The sequence below is a fragment of the Stenotrophomonas genospecies 3 genome (genome assembly GCF_054473855.1).
Genome location: NZ_JBTMUR010000006.1, coordinates 1 through 19,369, shown reverse-complemented (window position 1 = coordinate 19,369; position 19,369 = coordinate 1). Strand labels below are relative to the sequence as shown.

Annotated in this window: 15 protein-coding genes and 1 riboswitch; of the genes, 8 read left to right on the top strand and 7 right to left on the bottom strand. The window is 66.5% G+C overall.

Going from position 1 to position 19,369, the window contains the following annotated elements:
• Positions 1–3: 3 nt before the first annotated feature.
• Positions 4–966: a L,D-transpeptidase family protein gene (locus tag ACX9OT_RS09510; RefSeq protein ID WP_459001835.1), complete on the bottom strand. Its 963-nt coding sequence runs from the start codon at positions 964–966 to the stop codon at positions 4–6.
• 232 nt (positions 967–1,198) lie between these two features.
• Between ACX9OT_RS09510 and ACX9OT_RS09505 the strand changes: the two genes are divergently transcribed.
• Entirely contained in the window at positions 1,199–3,325 is a 2,127-nt protein-coding gene (locus ACX9OT_RS09505) for a methyl-accepting chemotaxis protein (RefSeq protein WP_107432238.1), read from the top strand.
• 86 nt (positions 3,326–3,411) lie between these two features.
• Here the strand turns inward: ACX9OT_RS09505 and ACX9OT_RS09500 are convergent, their stop codons facing one another.
• Positions 3,412–3,702, bottom strand: a complete 291-nt coding sequence (locus tag ACX9OT_RS09500) for a hypothetical protein (RefSeq protein WP_107432237.1) — start codon at positions 3,700–3,702, stop codon at positions 3,412–3,414.
• 14 nt (positions 3,703–3,716) lie between these two features.
• Positions 3,717–4,310, bottom strand: a complete 594-nt coding sequence (locus tag ACX9OT_RS09495) for a hypothetical protein (RefSeq protein WP_459001832.1) — start codon at positions 4,308–4,310, stop codon at positions 3,717–3,719.
• Positions 4,311–4,396: 86 nt separating this feature from the next.
• Between ACX9OT_RS09495 and ACX9OT_RS09490 the strand changes: the two genes are divergently transcribed.
• Entirely contained in the window at positions 4,397–5,137 is a 741-nt protein-coding gene (locus ACX9OT_RS09490) for an alpha/beta fold hydrolase (RefSeq protein ID WP_459001830.1), read from the top strand.
• A gap of 9 nt (positions 5,138–5,146) precedes the next feature.
• On the opposite strand, the gene ACX9OT_RS09485 is transcribed toward ACX9OT_RS09490, so the two are convergent.
• Positions 5,147–5,620 (bottom strand): hypothetical protein, encoded by a 474-nt coding sequence (locus ACX9OT_RS09485; RefSeq protein WP_071228122.1) that lies wholly within the window; start codon positions 5,618–5,620, stop codon positions 5,147–5,149.
• A 22-nt stretch (positions 5,621–5,642) separates the two neighbouring features.
• A complete protein-coding gene (locus ACX9OT_RS09480; protein WP_459001828.1) occupies positions 5,643–7,733 on the bottom strand; it encodes a catalase in 2,091 nt (696 codons plus the stop codon).
• A gap of 116 nt (positions 7,734–7,849) precedes the next feature.
• Between ACX9OT_RS09480 and ACX9OT_RS09475 the strand changes: the two genes are divergently transcribed.
• The 3 genes from ACX9OT_RS09475 (at position 7,850) to ACX9OT_RS09465 (ending at position 10,535) form a co-directional block, all read left to right on the top strand.
• Positions 7,850–8,572 carry an AraC family transcriptional regulator gene (locus ACX9OT_RS09475; RefSeq protein ID WP_032127825.1) on the top strand — a complete coding sequence of 241 codons (723 nt, stop codon included), beginning with the start codon at positions 7,850–7,852 and terminating at the stop codon, positions 8,570–8,572.
• A gap of 81 nt (positions 8,573–8,653) precedes the next feature.
• Complete coding sequence (locus ACX9OT_RS09470) at positions 8,654–10,021, top strand: amino acid permease (protein WP_107432234.1); 1,368 nt, start codon at positions 8,654–8,656, stop codon at positions 10,019–10,021.
• Between the two features lie 103 nt (positions 10,022–10,124).
• Positions 10,125–10,535, top strand: coding sequence for a VOC family protein (locus tag ACX9OT_RS09465; protein ID WP_005410627.1), 411 nt, complete (start codon positions 10,125–10,127; stop codon positions 10,533–10,535).
• A gap of 92 nt (positions 10,536–10,627) precedes the next feature.
• Here ACX9OT_RS09465 and gcvP read toward each other — a convergent pair whose 3' ends face one another.
• Positions 10,628–13,495 (bottom strand): aminomethyl-transferring glycine dehydrogenase, encoded by a 2,868-nt coding sequence (gene gcvP, locus ACX9OT_RS09460; RefSeq protein WP_459001825.1) that lies wholly within the window; start codon positions 13,493–13,495, stop codon positions 10,628–10,630.
• A 62-nt stretch (positions 13,496–13,557) separates the two neighbouring features.
• A riboswitch (glycine riboswitch) is annotated at positions 13,558–13,660 on the bottom strand.
• Between the two features lie 299 nt (positions 13,661–13,959).
• Here gcvP and ACX9OT_RS09455 point away from each other — a divergent pair.
• From ACX9OT_RS09455 to ACX9OT_RS09445, 3 genes are all read left to right on the top strand, one after another.
• Entirely contained in the window at positions 13,960–15,186 is a 1,227-nt protein-coding gene (locus tag ACX9OT_RS09455) for a multidrug effflux MFS transporter (RefSeq protein WP_459001823.1), read from the top strand.
• 142 nt (positions 15,187–15,328) lie between these two features.
• Positions 15,329–16,225 (top strand): siderophore-interacting protein, encoded by an 897-nt coding sequence (locus ACX9OT_RS09450; protein ID WP_071228126.1) that lies wholly within the window; start codon positions 15,329–15,331, stop codon positions 16,223–16,225.
• An 83-nt stretch (positions 16,226–16,308) separates the two neighbouring features.
• Positions 16,309–16,701: a hypothetical protein gene (locus tag ACX9OT_RS09445; RefSeq protein WP_008265644.1), complete on the top strand. Its 393-nt coding sequence runs from the start codon at positions 16,309–16,311 to the stop codon at positions 16,699–16,701.
• Between the two features lie 471 nt (positions 16,702–17,172).
• Here the strand turns inward: ACX9OT_RS09445 and ACX9OT_RS09440 are convergent, their stop codons facing one another.
• Positions 17,173–19,137, bottom strand: coding sequence for a M2 family metallopeptidase (locus tag ACX9OT_RS09440; RefSeq protein WP_459001821.1), 1,965 nt, complete (start codon positions 19,135–19,137; stop codon positions 17,173–17,175).
• Positions 19,138–19,369: the final 232 nt, after the last annotated feature.

Sequence of the window (19,369 nt, the reverse complement as noted above, 5' to 3'; positions counted from 1 at the left end):
GGCTCACTCCTGCATCACCACGGGGACGGAGGTATCCACCGCATCGGCCACGCGCAGCGCATCCCAGTTGGTCATGCGCACGCAGCCATGTGACTCGGTCTTGCCGACATGGCCGGGCTCGGGCGTGCCATGCAGGCCGTAGTGTGGCTTGGACAGGTCGATCCAGACCCGGCCGACCGGATTGTTCGGGCCCGGCGGCAGTGTCGCCTTCTTTTCGCCCTTGCGCGCATCCCAGAACAGCTTGGGGTTGTAGTGGAACGGCGGGTCGCGATACACGCCCAGGATCTTCCATTCGCCGATCGGCAGCGGATCATGCTGGCTGCCGGAGGAAACCGGCACCTGAGCGATCACCTTGCCCTGCGCATCCAGCAGCTGCAGGCTGGAATCGGACTTGTCGACGACCACCTTGGCCGCCTTCGGTAGCGGCGATGGTGCGATATTGGGCACCTGGATGCGGTTGCCCGCCTTGCTCATATCCACGCCCGGATTGAGCAGCTTCAACAGCTCAGGGGATGCGTGGAAGCGTTCGCCCAGCGACTCTTCGACGTTGTTGAAGCCCAGCGATTTCAGTTTGGCCTGTGCGGCGGGGCCCTTCGGCACCGCCTGGAACGGCCCGGCGACATCCTCGCTGGTCAGCGTGTAGCTGGCCAGGGGGGTGACCTTATCAGCCTGCAGGGCCTGCCAGGTCGCGTCGTCCAGTTCACCGGTGACGGTCAGGCCGTGCGCCGCCTGGAAACCAGACACCGCGCGCCGCTGGTTGCTGCCCACTTCACCGTCGATCTGGCCGGGCGAGAAATTCGCACGATCCAGCAGCACCTGGGCATGCAGGGCGGAACGTGCTGCGGTGTCCGGTCCGGCCTTCTCGGCAATGGGGGCGGGCAGTCCAGGCGGCGGTGCCTGCGCGAACGCCGGCGATGCCAGCAGCGAGAGAGCGAGCAGGATGGATCGGTACACGGGTAATGGCATTGGGAACTCCAGCAGATGACGCCACCACCTTGCCTGCAGGCCGCGCCGAGCCGCCGTGAAAGAGATCTGACGTCTGCATGAGCAGTCGGGTCGTTGCGCCACCGTCCCCGCGCGGGTGCCGCCGGCCAAGGGCTCACCAAGGTGAATGGTGCCCCACGCCGTTGGCGGTTGGCGATCAAGATTGCCTGGCGGGCCGCCGATAACGCCACATCCCCCCGTTTTGGATCTACCGATGAACTACTTGAGGAACGTCAGGGTTGCCTGGCGTCTTGGGCTGGGCTTTGGCCTGTTGCTGCTGCTGGTTGCCGCCGTGGTGGCCACCGGCGCCACCGCCAGTGTCGTGCAGAAGCGCGCGATGCAGCAGGTGGTCGACGTCAGCGTAGCCAAGGTGCGCCTGTTGTCGCAGATGCTCGATGCCAACAACCAGATGATGGTGGTGCGTCGCGAGATGCTGATCCGCCAGGGCGACGACCGTGGCCACGACGAGCAGCGCATCGCCGATCTGGTAAAGCGCTACGAGGCCAGCTGGACCGCCTATCAGGCGCTGCCCAGCGACGCCGACGGCAAGGCCATCGCTGAAACCATCGCCGCCAAGCGTGCCATTGCGCGTCCACTCAACAAGCAGACCAGCGAACTGATGGAGCAGGGCGACTACCCGGGCGCCGTAGCGCTGACCCTGGGCCCGGTGCAGGAAGCGGCAAACGGCTGGAACAAGGCGCTGTCCGATGGCGTGGACTTCGAAGAGAAGGAAAGCCGTGAGGCAGCCGCCGAGGCGATCCGTCTGGGCGAGCGCAGCCTGCTGCAGCTGCTGGTGCTGGGCGGCGTCGCGCTGCTGGTGGGCATCGGTGCCTCGGTGATGATCGGCCGCAGCCTGACCGGCCCGCTGGCCCGCGCGGTGAACCTGGCCGAGCGCCTGTCCAAGGGCCAGCTGGACCAGGAGTTCCGCCTTGGTGGCCGTGACGAACTGACCCAGCTGGGCGAGGCGATGGCCAGCGTGCGGCAGAGCGTGCAGGCGGCGATCGGCGCGCAGCTGCAGATGGCCGAACAGCATGAGGCCGGTGCGATCCGCTATCGCATGGACGCCAGTGCGTTCCCCGGTGATTTCGGCCGCATGGTGCAGGCCACCAACAGCCTGGTCGAATCGCACGTCCAGGTGGAGCTGCTGATGGCCGAGGTGATGCAGCGCTACGCCATCGGTGACCTCAGCCGTGATCTGCCGGACTACCCGGGCGAGAAGGGCACACTGACCCGCACCCTGGCGGCGGTGAAGCAGAGCCTGATGGCGATCAACGCGCAGATCGATGAACTGGCCCGCGCCGCACGCGCCGGTGATTTCAGCATGCGTGGCGATGCCGCAGCGTTCCAGTACCAGTTCAAGGCGATGGTCGAGCACCTCAACGGCATGATGGCCAGTTCGCAGGCCAGCATCGCCGACGTCTCCGACGTGCTGCGTGCAATCTCGCACGGCGACCTGACCGCACGCATGGAGGGCGAGTACGACGGTGTGTTCGCGCGCATGCGCGACGACGCCAACACCACCACCGCACAGCTGACCGGCATCGTGCGGGGCATCCAGGTGGCCGCCGACAGCATCAACAACGCAGCGCAGGAACTGGCCGCCGGCAACAACGACCTGTCGCGCCGCACCGAGCAGCAGGCCGCCAACCTGGAAGAGGCCGCAGCATCGATGGAGGAGCTGACCTCCACCGTGCGCCAGAATGCCGAGCTGGCCCGTCAGGCCGACAGCGAAGCGCATGCCGCCGGTGCCGCAGTGCGCGAGACCGAGCAGGCAATGGCACAGATGGCATCGGTGATGGGCGAGATCGATCAGTCATCGGCACGCATCTCGGAGATCTCCACGGTGATCGACGGCATCGCGTTCCAGACCAACATCCTGGCGCTGAATGCTGCGGTGGAAGCCGCCCGTGCGGGCGAGCAGGGCCGTGGGTTTGCCGTGGTTGCCAGCGAAGTGCGCACGCTCGCACAGCGTGCCGGTGTCGCCGCCAAGGAGATCAAGGAACTGATCGAAGATGCCGCTGCGAAGGTGAAGAGCGGCCTGGCAGTGACGGTCGAATCGGAAGCCGCGATCGCGCGCGTAGCCCAGGCAAGTTCGCGCACCACCCAGCTGATGAGCGACATCGCAGCGGCCAGCAAGGAACAGGCCGCCGGTATCGAGCAGGTCAACCAGGTGGTGGTGCAGATGGACCAGGTGACCCAGCAGAACGCTGCGCTGGTGGAAGAAGCCACCGCGGCGAGCCGCGCGCTGGAAGAACAGGCGCATGCGCTGACCACGTCGGTTTCGGTGTTCAAGGTGGAGCAGGGCGCGCGCATGCCCATCATGCCTGCGCAGGCGGCGTAAGCAACCTGCGACTGGATGTTGGACGGCGCCCTGCATGCGCTCCCGCGTGCAGGGCGTCGATGCGCGCAACCGGTCCGTGCCGTTGGCTAGCGCCCGCGCGCGGCGCGTTCGATCAGCCAGCCGGCTGCGTACAGCAACAGCAGTGTTGGCGGAAGCAGCACTGCATACGCGGTCGACCAGGGTTTGCCGTACAGCAGGCTGCCTGCGCCGATGGCATCGAGTGCGGCGGACTGTAGGGTGATGGGAAGCGCCATCAGGATATAGGTGCCCTTCGGGTCCGCGTCCGACTGCGCGCCGTGAACCAGCCATGCGGTCAACAGCAGGTAGACCACGCAAAGCGCAAGACCGGTCCAGCTCAGTAATCGCCGCATCTTCATTCGCATGCCTCCGTTCAACGGACGTCGAAGCGAGCCTGCAGAGGCAGGCTCACATTCCGCAGCAGATCCCTGACCACCACCTGCGCAGTCCATGTGCCTTTCGGATCACTGGCCTCGGCCACGAACTTCAGGTGCAGGTTGGCCATGTACAACAGGGTTGGCGGGCCGGGCAGGGCAGTGGTGAAACAGGGAACATCGCGTTCGTCGATACTGGTACTGCCGTCCGGACGTAGCATGCGCAGATCGCAGTGCACCTTGGGTACGCGGTTCTCGTCCAGTTGCGGGTTGGACAGGAATGTCAGCAAGAACAATTCACCGCCCAGGTGGACTTCGTTGGCCTCGGTAAAACCGGGAGTGGTCTCCGGTGGGGTTTCCCACTTGGCCTGCCAGTCGGCATCGGAGGTAACCAGCAGCGATGCAGCAAAGCCACCGCTGGATTTCATAGCACCGGTCTCCGGCATCGCCTTGCCGTCCCCGTTTATCCAACCATCGCTGGCGGAGCTGTTCAGTGGCAGCATCATGGCCATCATGGCCAGCGCGTAGGTCCATCGCATCAACGGCTCTCCTTGGCAGCCGCGTTCCGCGGCAGAGCGGGCAGTATTGCTCAACCTTGCCCGGCAAAGCAGCCGGAGAGCCGGAGCAGAGTTTCCGTTGCCTGCCGATGTGGGTGATGCTTGTCAGCAAAGGAGGTGACATGGGAATCGGGAGCGAGGAAAAGCCGGGCTGTGATTCAGCATCGGCTGCGCCGCAGCACGTGCTGATGCTGCCCGGCCTGGATGGCTCCGGCAGGCTGTCCACCCCGTTTCTGCCAGCACTTCAGGCTCATGGGCTGACGACGCAGGCGATTACGCTGCCTGCGCAGGGAGGGCAGGATCACGCCACGCTGGCCCAACGGCTGTGGTCGCAGCTGCCCGGCCATCCCTTCATCCTGCTTGCCGAGTCCTTCTCGGGCCCGTTGGCAGTTGAACTGGCCACACGACACCCTACCGGGCTGCGCGGACTGGTGCTTGCCTCGACCTTTGCGCGTCGGCCGGTGCCATTGCCGGCAGCCAGCGCAGCCCTGCTGTCGCCGGCTTGGCCTCTGCCTCCCGTGGCGTTGCTGGCGCGCCTGCTGCTGGGGCGGTGGCGCACCCGCGAGCACCTGTCGATGCTGCGCGATGTGCCCGCCCGGATTCCGGCGGCCACATTGCGGCAACGCGCCGCAGCGACCCTGCGCGTCGACGTACGCGCATTGCTGCCGGCAATCGACGTGCCGACGCTGTGCCTGCACGCGTGCCATGACCGCCTGCTGTGGCCACCCAGTGTGGCAGAACTGCAGGCCCTTTTGCCGGATGCCCGGCATGTTTCGCTGGAAGGACCGCATCTGCTGCTGCAGGCACGCGCTGACGCAGCCGCAGCCGAAGTTGCCGCGTGGATGAGGACGCTGTCGCCCTGATCGAAGGACTCAGCCCCGCGCGCGGGTACGTGCTGCCTTCTTCGCCGCCACCTTGCGCACGGTCTTCTTTGCCGCACGGGTTTTCGCTGCCTTCTTCGCCGCAGCGCTACGCGAGGCGGGAGTGCTGGACTTCTTGGCCACCGTCTTCTTTGTCGCCTTCTTTGTGGCTGTCTTGCGAGCCGGTGCCTTCTTTGCCGCCGCCTTCTTCGCAGGGGCCTTCTTCGCTGCCGTCTTGGGTGTGGCCTTCTTTGTAGCGGACTTCCTGGCAGGCGCCTTCTTGGCAGCCTTCTTGCGGGTCGCCTTCTTCGTACCCTTGCGCGCGCTGCCGCCACGCTTCCCACCACCATCCTGCTTGTTCACGGTCGCCCAGGCAATGCGCTCGGCCGTGCCTTCGCTGGCACCGCGCTCGCGCTCGCTTTCCTCGATGTGCTCGGCCTGACGCTTCTGTTTATCGGAATATGCGGATTTGTCACCACGGGGCATGACAGTTCTCCTGTTGTTGTAGTCAGGCCAGCAGGCGCAGCTTGGGTTCGCGCGCCCACTGGCGGGTGGCGGCCGCTGCCAGGAATGCCTTGGCGTCTTCCGCTTCGACGATGCCGGCGTCGTTGCCGACCCTTGCCGCCTTCAGCAGCGTCTGGCCGCCCGCATCGCTGGCGATGGCCTTCAGGTGCGCCCACGCCTGGCTGACGAACTCAAGGGCAGCGCTCTCTTTCGACAACGCCTTTGATGCCTCTACGCTCAGCACCACGGCCACCGCATCGAACACGGCCGATGGCGTGCCGGCCAGTTGCCCATCGGCGGCCTGTACGCTGCCGTCACTGAGCGTGGCGCCTCCCACTTTTGGTGCGACCAGCTTCACGTCTGCACCTGCTTTCCTGGCTGCTTTGCTCAGGCTGGCAATGATGCGAGCGTCGGAGCCTTCATCGAAAAGGATGCCGATGCAGCGACCCTGCAGGGTAGGCTTGTTGCGCCCGATCACGCGTACCTCGGGAGCGGGGGGCATGTCCCGCACCGGGGTGGCAGTCGGCGCGGGGGCGGGGAGTGCAGCCAACGCCAACCCGTCGGCCACGCGCTGTGCCAGTGAGTCGTCGATATTGCGCAGGTGGCTGACGGTACGCACCCGCACCTTCAGCGTTTCCACCTTGGACAACTCGAACACCAGCGCCGATGCCAGATGGGCCTGTTCCGGCTTTTCAAGGCTGCGGAAGAACATGCGCGCCTGGCTGTAGTGGTCGGCGAAGCTCTCCGCGCGGGTCCGCCCCTTGCGACCGTCGTCCGCAGTGGCGTGGCTACGGAAGCCGCTCGGGGTCTCGCGTGGTGTGTCGTCCTGCAGCGAGCTGGGATCGTAGGCCACCCGGCCCTTGGGAACCTGCATCTGCATGTGGCCGTCGCGCTGATGATTGGCAAACGGGCACTTCGGAGCATTCACCGGGATCTGGTGGAAGTTCGGCCCGCCGAGACGCAGCAACTGCGTGTCGAGGTAGGAGAACAGACGACCCTGCAGCAGCGGGTCGTTGCTGAAGTCGATGCCCGGTGGCACGTTGGCTGGGCAGAACGCAACCTGCTCGGTCTCGGCGAAGAAGTTGTCCGGCCAGCGGTCCAGCACCATGCGGCCGATGACCTGCAACGGCACCAGCGATTCGGGAATGATCTTGGTCGGGTCCAGATGATCGAACGGGAATGCGTCGGCCTCTTCTTCCGTGAACAGCTGCACTGCCAGTTCCCATTCGGGGAAATCGCCGCGCTGGATCGCCTCGAACAGGTCCCGGCGATGGAAGTCATTGTCGGCCGACTGCAGCTTCAGCGCTTCGTCCCAGACCGTTGACTGGATGCCCAGCTTCGGCCGCCAGTGGAACTTGACGAAGGTCGACTCACCTGCCTCGTTCAGCAGGCGGAAGCTGTGCACGCCGAAGCCTTCGATCATGCGCAGCGAACGCGGAATGGCACGGTCGCTCATTGCCCACATGATCATGTGCATCGACTCGGGCATGAGCGAGATGAAATCCCAGAAGGTGTCGTGGGCCGTGGCCGCCTGCGGGAAGGCACGGTCCGGTTCCATCTTCACCGCGTGTACCAGGTCCGGGAATTTCATGGCGTCCTGGATGAAGAACACCGGGATGTTGTTGCCGACCAGGTCCCAGTTGCCTTCCTTGGTATAGAACTTGACCGCGAAGCCGCGCACGTCGCGCGGGGTGTCCACCGAGCCTGCGCCACCGGCTACCGACGAGAAGCGGGTGAACACGGGTGTCTTCACGCCTACCTCGGTCAGGATGCGCGCTCGGGTATGCGCCTTCAGCGATCGGGTCAGCTCGAAGTAGCCATGTGCTGCGCTGCCACGTGCGTGCACGATGCGCTCGGGAATGCGTTCGTGATCGAAGTGGGTGATCTTCTCGCGCAGGATGAAGTCCTCCAGCAGCGTGGGCCCCCGGGTTCCCTGCCGCAGGGAGTTCTGGTTGTCCGCCACCGGGATGCCCTGATCGGTGGTCATCACCGGATGGCTGGCCCCGGCCTGCTGGTGCAGTTCATCACCGTCGCCCCGGTAGTGGTTTTCGGCGTGGGTGGTTGCGCGCTTGCCGGTCGGCTTGCTGGCGGCCATGGACGTTGGCTCCGGATGATCTGAAAGAGAACCACGACACTGGAACCGAGCCCGTTAAACCGAGGTCCGGCAAAGGTGAACGTACAGGCAAAAGCAGGCTCGGGTATGCTTGCCCCATGCGAGTCGAGCCCGCCGACATCGAAGCCCTGTTCGACGCCATCCCGGATGTGCTGTTCTTCATCAAGGACCTTCAGGGGCGTTACACCCACGTCAACCAGACCATGCTGCGGCGGCTGGGCCTGCGCGCGCGCAAGGACGTGATCGGGCGTACCGCGGCTGAAATCTACCCGACCGGCCTCAGCGCGGACTACGTCGACCAGGACGCCCGCGTGCTGTCCGGTGAGGTGATCGAGAACCTGATGGAGCTGCACCTGTTCGCCAACCGCGAACCGGGCTGGTGCCTGACCTGCAAGCGCCCGCTGGTGGTCGATGGGGCCATCGAGGGCCTGATCGGCATATCCCGCGACCTCGGCCAGAAGGACAGCCTGGGCACCCAATACGAGCAGCTGCGGCTGGCCCTGGCCCACCTCAATGCGCACTACGCCGAGAACGTGCGCATGCAGACCCTGCTGGACATCACCGGCTTCTCGCTGTCGAAGCTGGAGCGCAGCTTCCGCAAGGTGTTCCAGATGACCCCGCAGCAGGTGCTGACCCGACTGCGGATCCAGATGGCCATGCACCTGCTGCACGGTGACGACAGCATCGCCTGCATCGGCCAGGCCTGCGGTTTCAGCGACCAGAGCGCCTTTACCCGCAAGTTCAAGGCTGAAACCGGTTTCTCGCCGCGCGCCTACCGGGCCCGTATTGGTGGCAACGTCGGCGAGCCGGCGCTGGCCTGAGCCGCCTGCTGCGCTGTGCCTATCCCCGTGGGCACGGGACAGGGTAAGGTGTCGCCCCTGTAGCCGCCGCCAGCCCTGCCGATGCCCAACTCGATTCCGACCGCTTCGCCGTCCCGCCTCGGGCACTCGCTCAAGCCCCGCCAGCTGATCATGATGGGCCTGGGCAGCGCCATCGGCGCCGGCCTCTTCCTCGGCTCGGGCGTGGGTGTACAGGCGGCCGGCCCGGCGGTTCTGGTGTCGTATCTGGTCGCTGGTGCGCTGGTGATCATCGTGATGAACGCACTGGGCGAGATGGCGGCGGCCAAGCCGACCAGTGGCGCGTTCTCGGTCTATGCCGCTGATGCCATGGGAGCCACCGCCGGCGCCACCGTGGGCTGGCTGTGGTGGGTGCAGCTGGTGATCGTGATCGCCGCCGAGGCGGTAGGCGCGGCCGGGCTTCTTGCCACGGTCTGGCCGGCGATACCGGTACCGATGGCGGCACTGGCCTTCATGCTGTTCTTCACCGCGATCAACCTGCTGGGAGTGAAGAACTTCGGCGAGTTCGAATTCTGGTTCGCCATCCTCAAGGTGGTGGCGATCCTGGCCTTCATCGCCATCGGCGTGGCGCTGCTGATGGGCTGGCTGCCGCAGGTGACCTCGCCGGGCCTGAGCAACTTCACCGAGCATGGCGGCTTCGCGCCGAAGGGGCTGGCCGGTATTGGCGCGGCACTGCTGGTTGTCGTTTTTGCCTTTGGCGGGACCGAGATCGTAGCCGTCGCTGCGGCCGAAACCGAAGATCCCGAGCGCAGCATTGCCCGTGCCATCCGCACCGTGGCCTGGCGCATCCTGGTGTTCTACATCGGCTCGCTGAGCGTGATCATCGCCGTGGTGCCGTGGACCAGCGAGGCGCTGAAGTCGCCGTTCGCTGCGGTGCTGGATATTGCCCGCATCCCGGGCGCGGGTACGGCCATCACCCTGATCGCGGTGATCGCGCTGCTGTCGGCGCTCAATGCCAACCTCTACGGCGCCTCGCGCATGATGTTTTCGCTGGCGCAGCGCCGCGAAGCCCCGGCCGTGCTCGGCTGGACCGACCCGCGCCAGGTGCCGGTGATCGCCGTGCTGGCCAGCGTGCTGTTCGGCTTTGCCGCCACGGTGATGGAACTGCTGTTCCCGGACCGGGTACTGCCGGTGCTGCTGAACATCGTCGGTTCCACCTGCCTGCTGGTCTGGACGCTGTCGCTGGTTTCGCAGCTGGTGCTGCGCCGCCGCGCCGACCGCCTCGGCACCCGCCTGCCGTTCCGCATGGCCGGCTTCCCGTGGCTGACCGTCTGTGCGCTGGCGATCCTGGCACTGATCTTCGGCCTGCTGCTGAGCGAAGCGCACACCCGCCTGCAGTTCCTGTCGATGGTGGCGCTGACCGCCACGATCGCCGCCGGCAGCGCCATCGCGCGGCGCATGCGCGAGGCGTGACTGAAGCTGCCGGCCAGCGGCCGGCACTACCACGGGGGCTGCACATCTGCCGTGCCATCCTGATCGTGTGGGCCGTCATCGGCCCGTCGACCGGGAGTACCGCATGCTGCGCAGTCGCCCCTTCCTGATGTTTACCGGCCAGGCCGAGGCCGCCCTGGCCCTGTACGCCGAGGCCTTCGCCGATTTCCGCCTGCTGGCAATGCAGCGCCATCCGGACGGCGCCGGTGCCGGCGTGCCCGGGCAGGTCCGACAGGCCATCTTCCTGCTCGGTGGCACCCACTACCTGTGCTTTGACAGCCTGGACGTGCACGATTTCACCTTCTCACCGTCGATCTCGCTGTTCGTGGAGTGCTCCGGCGCCGAGCAGTTCGAGCGTGCCGCACGCGTGCTGGGTGAGGGCGGCCATTGGTTGATGCCGGTGGGTGACTACGATTTCAGCAACCGCTACGGCTGGGTGCAGGACCGCTTCGGTGTCTCGTGGCAGTTGAGCCTGGGGCAGATGCCGGATCCGTGATCGGATGTTTGTGGGTGTGGACCTTGGTCCACACGCGCTTATGAAAACGGCCCGCTTGCGCGGGCCGTTCTGTTTACCGATGCAGCGAGGAATCAAGCCTCGACTTCATCATCCTTGTAGGCATCGACCGGGATGCAGGCGCACATCACGTTCTTGTCGCCGTACACATTGTCGACACGGGCCACCGGCGGCCAGTACTTGCTCTGCTTCAGGCTGGCCAGCGGGAAGGCGGCCAGTTCGCGCGGGTAGGCGTGGGTCCACTCGCTCGCGGTCACCGCGGTGGCAGTGTGCGGTGCGTTCTTCAGCGGGTTGTCTTCGCGGTCCAGGCGGCCGTCTTCTATCGCGGTGATCTCTTCGCGGATCTGGATCATCGCGTCGATGAAGCGATCCAGCTCGTGCAGCGACTCGCTCTCGGTCGGCTCGACCATCAGCGTGCCGGCCACCGGGAAGCTCAGGGTCGGGGCGTGGAAGCCGAAGTCGATCAGGCGCTTGGCCACGTCCTCGGCGCCGATGCCGCTGGTCTTCTCCAGCGGGCGCACGTCCAGGATGCACTCGTGTGCCACCAGGCCGTTGCGGCCGGTGTAGAGGGTCTTGAAGTGCGGGGCCAGGCGCTTGGCGATGTAGTTGGCGTTGAGCTGCGCGACCTGGGTGGCCTTGCGCAGGCCGTCGCGGCCCATCATCGCGATGTACATCCAGCTGATCGGCAGAATCGAGGCGCTGCCGAAGCTGGCAGCGCTGACCATGCCGACCGGGCCGTTGTCACCCAGCTTGCCCGGCAGGAACGGGGCCAGGTGCTCCTTGACCGCGCACGGGCCGACGCCCGGGCCGCCACCACCGTGCGGGATGCAGAAGGTCTTGTGCAGGTTCAGGTGCGAAACATCCGAACCCCACTTGCCCGGCTTGGCCACGCCGACCAGGGCGTTCATGTTGGCACCGTCGGTGTACACCTGGCCGCCGTGCTTGTGGATGATCTCGCAGATCTCCACCACCTCCTCCTCGAACACGCCGTGCGTGGACGGGTAGGTCATCATGATCGCGGCCAGGCGGTCGCTGTACTTCTCGGCGTTGAGGCGGATGTCCTCGACGTCGACGTTGCCGTTGGCATCGGTCTTGGTCACCACCACCTTCATGCCGCACATCTGTGCCGAGGCCGGGTTGGTGCCGTGCGCCGAGTCCGGAATCAGGCAGATATCGCGATGTTCCTCACCGCGCGAGCGGTGGTAGGCGCGGATCGCCAGCAGGCCGGCGTACTCGCCCTGCGCGCCGGAGTTCGGCTGCAGGCTGACCGCGTCGTAGCCGGTGCATTCGACCAGCATCGCTTCCAGCGTGTCGATCAGTTCCTTGTAGCCCAGCGCCTGGTCGGCCGGCACCAGCGGGTGGATCTGCGAGAACTCCGGCCAGGTCACCGGGATCATCTCGGCGGTGGCGTTGAGCTTCATGGTGCACGAGCCCAGCGGGATCATCGTGCGGTCCATTGCCAGGTCCTTGTCGGCCAGCGAACGCAGGTAGCGCAGCAGTTCGTGCTCGCTGTGGTGGGTGTTGAACACCGGGTGGGTCAGGAATGCGGACTGGCGCAGCAGGCCGGCCGGCAGGGCATCGGCGGTGCTGGCATCCAGCGCGTCGACGTCCAGCGTGGCACCGAACACGGCAGCCACGGCCACGATGTCGGCGCGGGTGGTGGTTTCGTCCAGGCTGATGCCGACCGAGTCGCTGTCGATCGCGCGCAGGTTGTAGCCGGCGGCGCGGGCCTTGGCGTGGATCTCATCGGCGTGCACGCCGGTGACATGCAGGGTGTCGAAGAAGTCGCCACCGACCTGCACGCCTGCATTGCGCAGCGCTGCGGCCAGGATCGAGGCCAGGCGATGGGTGCGGCGGGCAATGCGGGTCAGGCCTTCCGGGCCGTGGTAGACGGCGTACATCGACGCCATCACCGCCAGCAGCACCTGTGCAGTACAGATGTTGGAGGTGGCCTTCTCGCGACGGATGTGCTGCTCGCGGGTCTGCAGGGTCAGGCGGTAGGCCGGGTTGCCCTGGGCATCGACCGAGACGCCGATCAGGCGGCCCGGCATCGAACGCTTGTAGGCGTCACGGCAGGCCATGAACGCGGCGTGCGGGCCGCCAAAGCCGAACGGCACGCCGAAACGCTGGCTGTTGCCGACCACGATGTCCGCGCCCCATTCGCCGGGCGCGGCCAGCAGGGTCAGGGCCAGCAGGTCGGTGGCCACGGCCACCAGGCCCCCGCGTGCGTGCACGGCATCGACCAGCGCCTTGTAGTCGCCGACCTGGCCGAAGGTGTCCGGGTACTGCAACAGCAGGCCGAAGGCTTCCGCTTCCAGCGCTTCGGCCGGGGTGCCGACGCGCAGCACGATGCCCATGGGCTCGGCGCGGGTACGCAGCAGTTCCAGCGTCTGCGGGTGCACGGCGTCGTGCACGAAGAAGGTGTCCGACTTCGACTTGGCCGAACGCTTGGCCAGGGTCATCGCTTCGGCGGCGGCAGTGGCTTCGTCCAGCAGCGAGGCGTTGGCGATTTCCATGCCGGTGAGGTCGGCGCACAGGGTCTGGAAGTTGATCAGCGCTTCCATGCGGCCCTGCGAGATTTCCGCCTGGTACGGGGTGTAGGCGGTGTACCAGGCCGGGTTTTCCAGGATGTTGCGCAGGATCACGTTCGGCGTGTGGGTACCGTAGTAGCCCTGGCCGATGAAGCTGCGCAGCACGGTGTTCTTGTCGGCGATCGCACGGATCTTCGCCAGTGCCTGCACTTCGGTCATCGACTCCGGCAGCGCCAGCGGCGCCGGCGACTTGATCTTGGCCGGCACGATGGCATCGGTCATCGCATCCAGCGACGCGTGGCCGACGACGTCGAGCATCTGCGCGATCTCGGCGTCGTTGGGGCCGATGTGGCGCTCGACGAACGCATTGTGGTGCTCGAGCTCACGCAGGGAAGGGGTGTTCTGGGACATGGCGAAGGATCCGTCAGGAAAGGGCACACGCACGGGCACAAGCCGCCGGTCGGCGGTCTGCGGGGCGCCCCTCTGTCCTTTTGCCTGAGAGTTTAAAAGCGCGGCGGACCGCAGCTTCGTGCCCCTTCGGCGCCGGATCGAACCGGTCTCTCCAGAGTTCTGTTACGGGTGGTATCGGGCCTGAGCGATTACGGGCGTTGCGCCTTCGGCAGCGGTGTTCCGCTTCTCCCACCGTGTTGCCCGCTGATTATAGCCCGTTGCGGGCCCGCCGGCCGCCTCCAGGCATGGCCGCCGCGCCTGAATGGCCGATGGCCCGGTCGTGCGTTTTGTGCACCGCTGCATGGCATCGGGCGCAATCCCCACCTATGATGGGCGGATACCCGAATTCATCTGGCGCCGTCCCTGCAGAAGGGGACCGGCGCCCGCCGTGCGTGCCGCGCATGGCCCTGCCGGACGCCTTCCCCATGACCGCCGCTGTTGCTCCCTCCACCCGCCGCATGGCCCTGCTGCTCGCCGGTCTGGCCATGTTCGGTCCGTTCTCGATCGACACCATCTTCCCGGCGTTCCCGCAGCTGGCCCAGCGCCTGGCGGTGGACGAAGTGGCGGTGCAGCAGACCATCAGCGTGTACCTGCTGTTCTACGGCCTGATGAGCCTGGCGCACGGCCCGCTGTCCGATGCCTGGGGCCGCAAGCGGGTGATCCTCGGCGGCCTGGTGGTGTTCGTCGGCGCCTCGGTCGGCTGCGCGCTGTCCACCGACCTGACCACGCTGCTGGCGTTCCGCGCGCTGCAGGGCCTGTCGGCGGGTGTCGGCATGATCGTTGGCCGCGCGGTGATCCGCGATCTCTACCATGGCCACGACGCGCAGCGCCTGATGAGCCAGGTGTCGATGCTGTTCGGCATCGCCCCGGCCATCGCACCGATCATCGGTGGCTGGATCCTGCTCAGTGGCGCCGGCTGGCCGCTGATCTTCTGGTTCCTGGTGGTGTTCGGGCTGGTCCTGCTGGCGGCCACTGCACGCTACCTGCCGGAGACCCATCCGGTTGAAGCGCGCGTGCCGTTGTCGCCGCGCACGTTGATGCGTGATTACCTGCGCATCGGCTTCAACCCGCGCTTCCTGCGCCTGGCGCTGGCCGGCAGCATCGGCTTCGGTGGCATCTTCCTGTACATCTCCTCGGCGCCGGTGTTCGTGATGCAGCACCTGCATCTGGGCGAGGGCGGCTTCGCCTGGCTGTTCATCCCCACCATCGGCGGCATGACCACCGGCTCGTTCCTGTCCGGGCGCATGGCCGGGCACACCACGCCTACCCGCCAGGTCGCCATCGGTTTCGGCCTGTGTGCGCTGTCGGTGCTGTTGAACGTCGGCTACGTGGCGCTGGCCCCGCAGTTCGTGCTGCCGTGGGCGGTGCTGCCGATCTTCCTGGGCGGCATGGGCATGGCGCTGATCTTCCCGATCCTGGCGCTGGCGGTGCTGGACATGTACCCGCACCAGCGCGGCCTGGCCTCGTCGCTGCAGGCGTTCGTGCAGCTGATGATCAGCACCGTGGTGGCCGGCGTGGTGTCGCCGCTGCTCAGCGCCAGCCCGCTGCACCTGGCGTTGGGCCAGGCGGCGTTCTTCGGTGCTGGTTTCGTGTTCTGGTACTGGGAACACCAGCGTGAACGCGCGGCGCAGGCAGTCTGCACGGGTCACTGAGCAGCGTGCAGGGGTAGGGCGGACGGGGATGCCGGCACATCCTTGCAACCGCGGACAACCGGACTAGGCTGGGCATTCCAGCCAGCCGGTGCGTGGATGCACGACAGCCAGCCAATCCGATGTCGTTGCATGAGGTTCCCCCATGGCTGCGCAGCAGACCTACCGCCTGTTCGAGGTGGCGCTGAAGGAGCGCCGCGTTCTCTCCCCTTCCCTGGACCGCATGGTATTCACTGGCGCCGACGTGGCGCGGATGAAGACCGAAGGCCCGGACCAGCGGATCAAGGTGTTCTTCCCCTTGCCCGGCCAGGACCTGCCGCAGGTCCCCAGCGGCGAGGACTGGTACCCGCGCTACCGGGCGCTGCCGGACGATCAGCGCCCGCCGATGCGCACCTACACCATCCGCCAGCTGCGTGCGGAGCAGGGCGAGGTCGACGTCGATTTCGTCATCCACGGGGTGACCGGACCCGCTTCGCGCTGGGCCATGCATGCACGGCCGGGAGACCGCGTGGTGTTGCTGGCCCCCGATGCCGACTGTGCCGAGAGCAGCGAAGGCTGGGAGTGGAAGCCGCCAGCCGGTGTCGGCCAGGTACTGCTGGTGGCCGATGAAACGGCGTTGCCTGCGGTGGCGGGCATCCTCGAAGAGCTGGCGGACATGCCTGATCCGCCGCGCACGCTGGCATTGCTGGAAGTGGCCCAGGCCGGCGATGCGGTGCCGTTGAAAGCGCCGGGCACAGCCGAGCTGGTGTGGTTGCCGCGTGGGCAGGCCGCCTATGGCCAGCCGCTGCTGCAGGCGGTCCAGGAACGGCTGTCAGCGACCTCAAGCGTGGCTGCTGGCGATGCGCTGGAGGAGATCGACGTCGATACGCAGATCCTCTGGGAGCAGGCCGACACCTGCGTGGCCGGGCCGCTGTACGCCTGGGTGGCGGGCGAGGCGGGGGCGGTGATGGCGATCCGCCGCCACCTGGTGCGCGATTGCGGGCTGGACCGCCGCGCGATCACCTTCATGGGCTACTGGCGGCACGGCAAGGTGCTGGACTGACCATACTGGATCGAGCACGCGTGAAGCAGCGCTGCGGGCGGGGTGCGCTATCCTTGCGCCCCCCTTCGCAGCGGTACCGCACCATGTCCACCAGTTCCAAGACCCGCCGCGACCAGCGCCGTCGCCAGGAAAAGCAGGCCGCCAACAAGGCCGCCGCGCAGGCATCGCCGGTGGAACCGCATGCCGAGCTGCGCGATGCGCAGCGCACCCTGCTGGCCGGTGTCGTGCGCCGTGACGGCGAATGGGTGCTGGGCATGGACGGCCGCATCGCTGGCCACAGCGAGAGCGCTGCGCAGGTGCTGGCGCTGATCATGCAGGCCGGTGAACTGCACGAGCGCAACGGCACGCCGGTTCGCCTGATGTACTCCGATGCGCTGCGCGATGCCGCGCAGGCCGAAGCGAAGGAGAAGGGCCAGACCTTCGAGGAATTCAAGGCCGAGCTGGCCGCAGCGATGGCCGCGAAGAAGAACAGCTGACAGGCCTTTCGGTAGAGCCGGCCGCTGGCCGGCTGCCAGACAGATGTCCACCGTGCAGTTGCCGGCCAGCGGCCGGCAGTACCGGAAAGGGGCGGATCCTCGCGGACCCGCCCCTTTTCTCATTTCGCCGCCGGGGCCGCGTTGGCCTGCCAGCCACACATCTGGCCTTCGTTTGATTGCTGTTTCGGTAGAGCCGGCCGCTGGCCGGCTGACCGTTGGGCCTTCATCGCGTAGTTGCCGGCCAGCGGCCGGCACTACCGGAAAGGGGCGGATCCTCGCGGACCCGCCCCTTTTCTCAATTCGCCGCCGGGGCCGCGTTGGCCTGCCAGCCGCACATCTGGCCTTCGTTTGATTGCTGTTTCGGTAGAGCCGGCCGCTGGCCGGCTGCCAGACAGATGTCCACCGTGCAGTTGCCGGCCAGCGGCCGGCACTACCGGAAAGGGGCGGATCCTTGCGGACCCGCCCCTTTTCTCATTTCGCCGCCGGGGCCGCGTTGGCCTGCCAGCCACACATCTGGCCTTCGTTCTGCTGCTTCAGCCACTCGTTGACCGGGGTGAAGTACTCGATCATCGGGCCGGCATCGAGCTTGTCGGTGCCGGTCAGCTCCTTCAGCGTGGCCTGCCACGGCTGGCTGGCACCCTTGCTCAGCATCGCCCAGTACTTCTGGCCGGCTTCCTTGTTGCCGTAGAAGGTGCACTCATGCAGCGGGCCCTTGTAGCCGGACGCGTCGCACAGGCCCTTGTAGAACTGGAACTGCAGGATGCGCGCCAGGAAGTAGCGGGTGTACGGGGTGTTGCCCGGCACGTGGTACTTCGCGCCCGGATCGAAGAACTCTTCGCCACGGGTGCTGGCCGGCGCCACGCCCTGGTACTTGGCCTTCAGGTCCCACCACGCCTTGTTGTAGTTGTCGGCGGTGATCGAGCCATCGAACACGCCCCAGCGCCAGCGGTCGATCATCAGCCCGAACGGCAGGAACGACACGCCCGACAGCGCCATGCGCATCTGGTTGTTGATGACCGCTTCGCGGCTTTCGGTCGGCGCATCAACCAGGCCGATCGAGCTGAGGTACTTGGGCGTCATCGCCAGCACGATGGTGTCGCCGATCGCTTCATGGAAGCCATCGTTGGCACCGCCCTGGAACAGCGGCGGCAGCGGGTTGTAGGCCAGGTCGTAATAGATGTGGCCCAGCTCGTGGTAGATGGTGGTGAAGTTCTCTTCGTTCGGCTTGATGCACATCTTGGTGCGCACGTCGCCTTCCATGTTCATGTCCCAGGCGCTGGCGTGGCAGACCACGTCGCGATCGTCGGGCTTGATGAACTGGGTCTTTTCCCAATACGACTGCGGCAGCGACGGCATGCCCAGCGACACGTAGAAGTCCTGGGCGCGCTCGGTCATCTGCCTGGCGGTACGCAGTTCGGCTTCGCGCTGTGCCTTGTACTGCGCCGCTACGTTGGCATCCTTGCCGGCCTTGGCCAGCGCCGCGCTCAGGTTGGTCTGGTACTGCTTTTCAAGCGCTGCAGTGATGTCCAGGCTACCGGCACCCGGATACGGCTCCAGCTGGTCCCACAAATTCGACCAGTCCTGCTGCCACATGTTGCCGAGCAGGTGCGCGGCGATCAGGCCGTTGCCCACTTCGGCCTTGTCCTTGCCGTAGGTCTTGTCCAGCTTGCCGCGTGCATAGCAGTGCAGCTGCTCGTACATCGGCTTGACCTGCTCCCACAGGCGATCGGTTTCCGGGCCGATCTGCTCCGGCGGCATGTCGTAGCCGCTGCGCCACATCTGGCCGGCATCGGTGAAGCCCATGCCCTTGGCGCCTTCATTCACCAGGCCGACGAACTTCTGGTAGTCGCCGCGCATGCTCCTGGTGGTGCTGTGCCAGCCCTGCCAGGCGTCGAGCTGCTTGTCGTAGTCGCGGCTGCGTGCCAGCACCTGCTCCAGCTCGCCCAGCTGGCGGCAGGAGTTGGGATCGTTGGCATCGGTGCAGTACTTGCCGGCACCGTAGCTGCCTTCCATGCGGGTGGCGATCTGGGTCAGCTCGGCCAGCTTGGCCGGGTCACGCGGTGCCGGCATCGAGGACATCAGCTTCAGCAGGTGGATCGCGCGCTTGCTGTCCTCGCTCATCGGCTTGCCGTCGAACTTGGCGGCCTGTTCGATCCAGCTGTTGAGCTGGGTCAGCGAGCGCTCGTTGGCCTTGGCCGCGATGCGTTCCGAATCACTGTTGATGTAGGTGGAGGACAGCCACTGCGCCGAGGTCATCTCCGGGTAGGCGGCCTTGAATTCGGCATTGATGCGGGCCACGAACTGGTCGGCGGTTTCGCCGGCCGGGGCGCTGCTGCTGGCGCTATCGGTGCCTGGCGCAGCTTCCTTCTTGCAGGCGGCCAGGGCCAGCGTGGCGGCGGCGACAGCCGAGGCCAGCAGGAGATGACGGTGTTTCACGGGAGGTCCTTGGGTGGTGAACGACGGCCGAAGGCTAGTGGGCCGTCGCCGCCACCGCAAGTGGCGGAAGTCGGCCGGGCGGCGCCCGGCGCCCGCAGAGGCCTTCAGGCAACGGCAAAGGCCGAAGCAACAGCAACAGCGGACCATCCGTGGTTTGGTGGGGCGGTGTCGGAGTGCGGGGACGCCGCAAGTACGTCCTTGTAGGCTTGGCAGCCGCATCCATGCGGCTGAC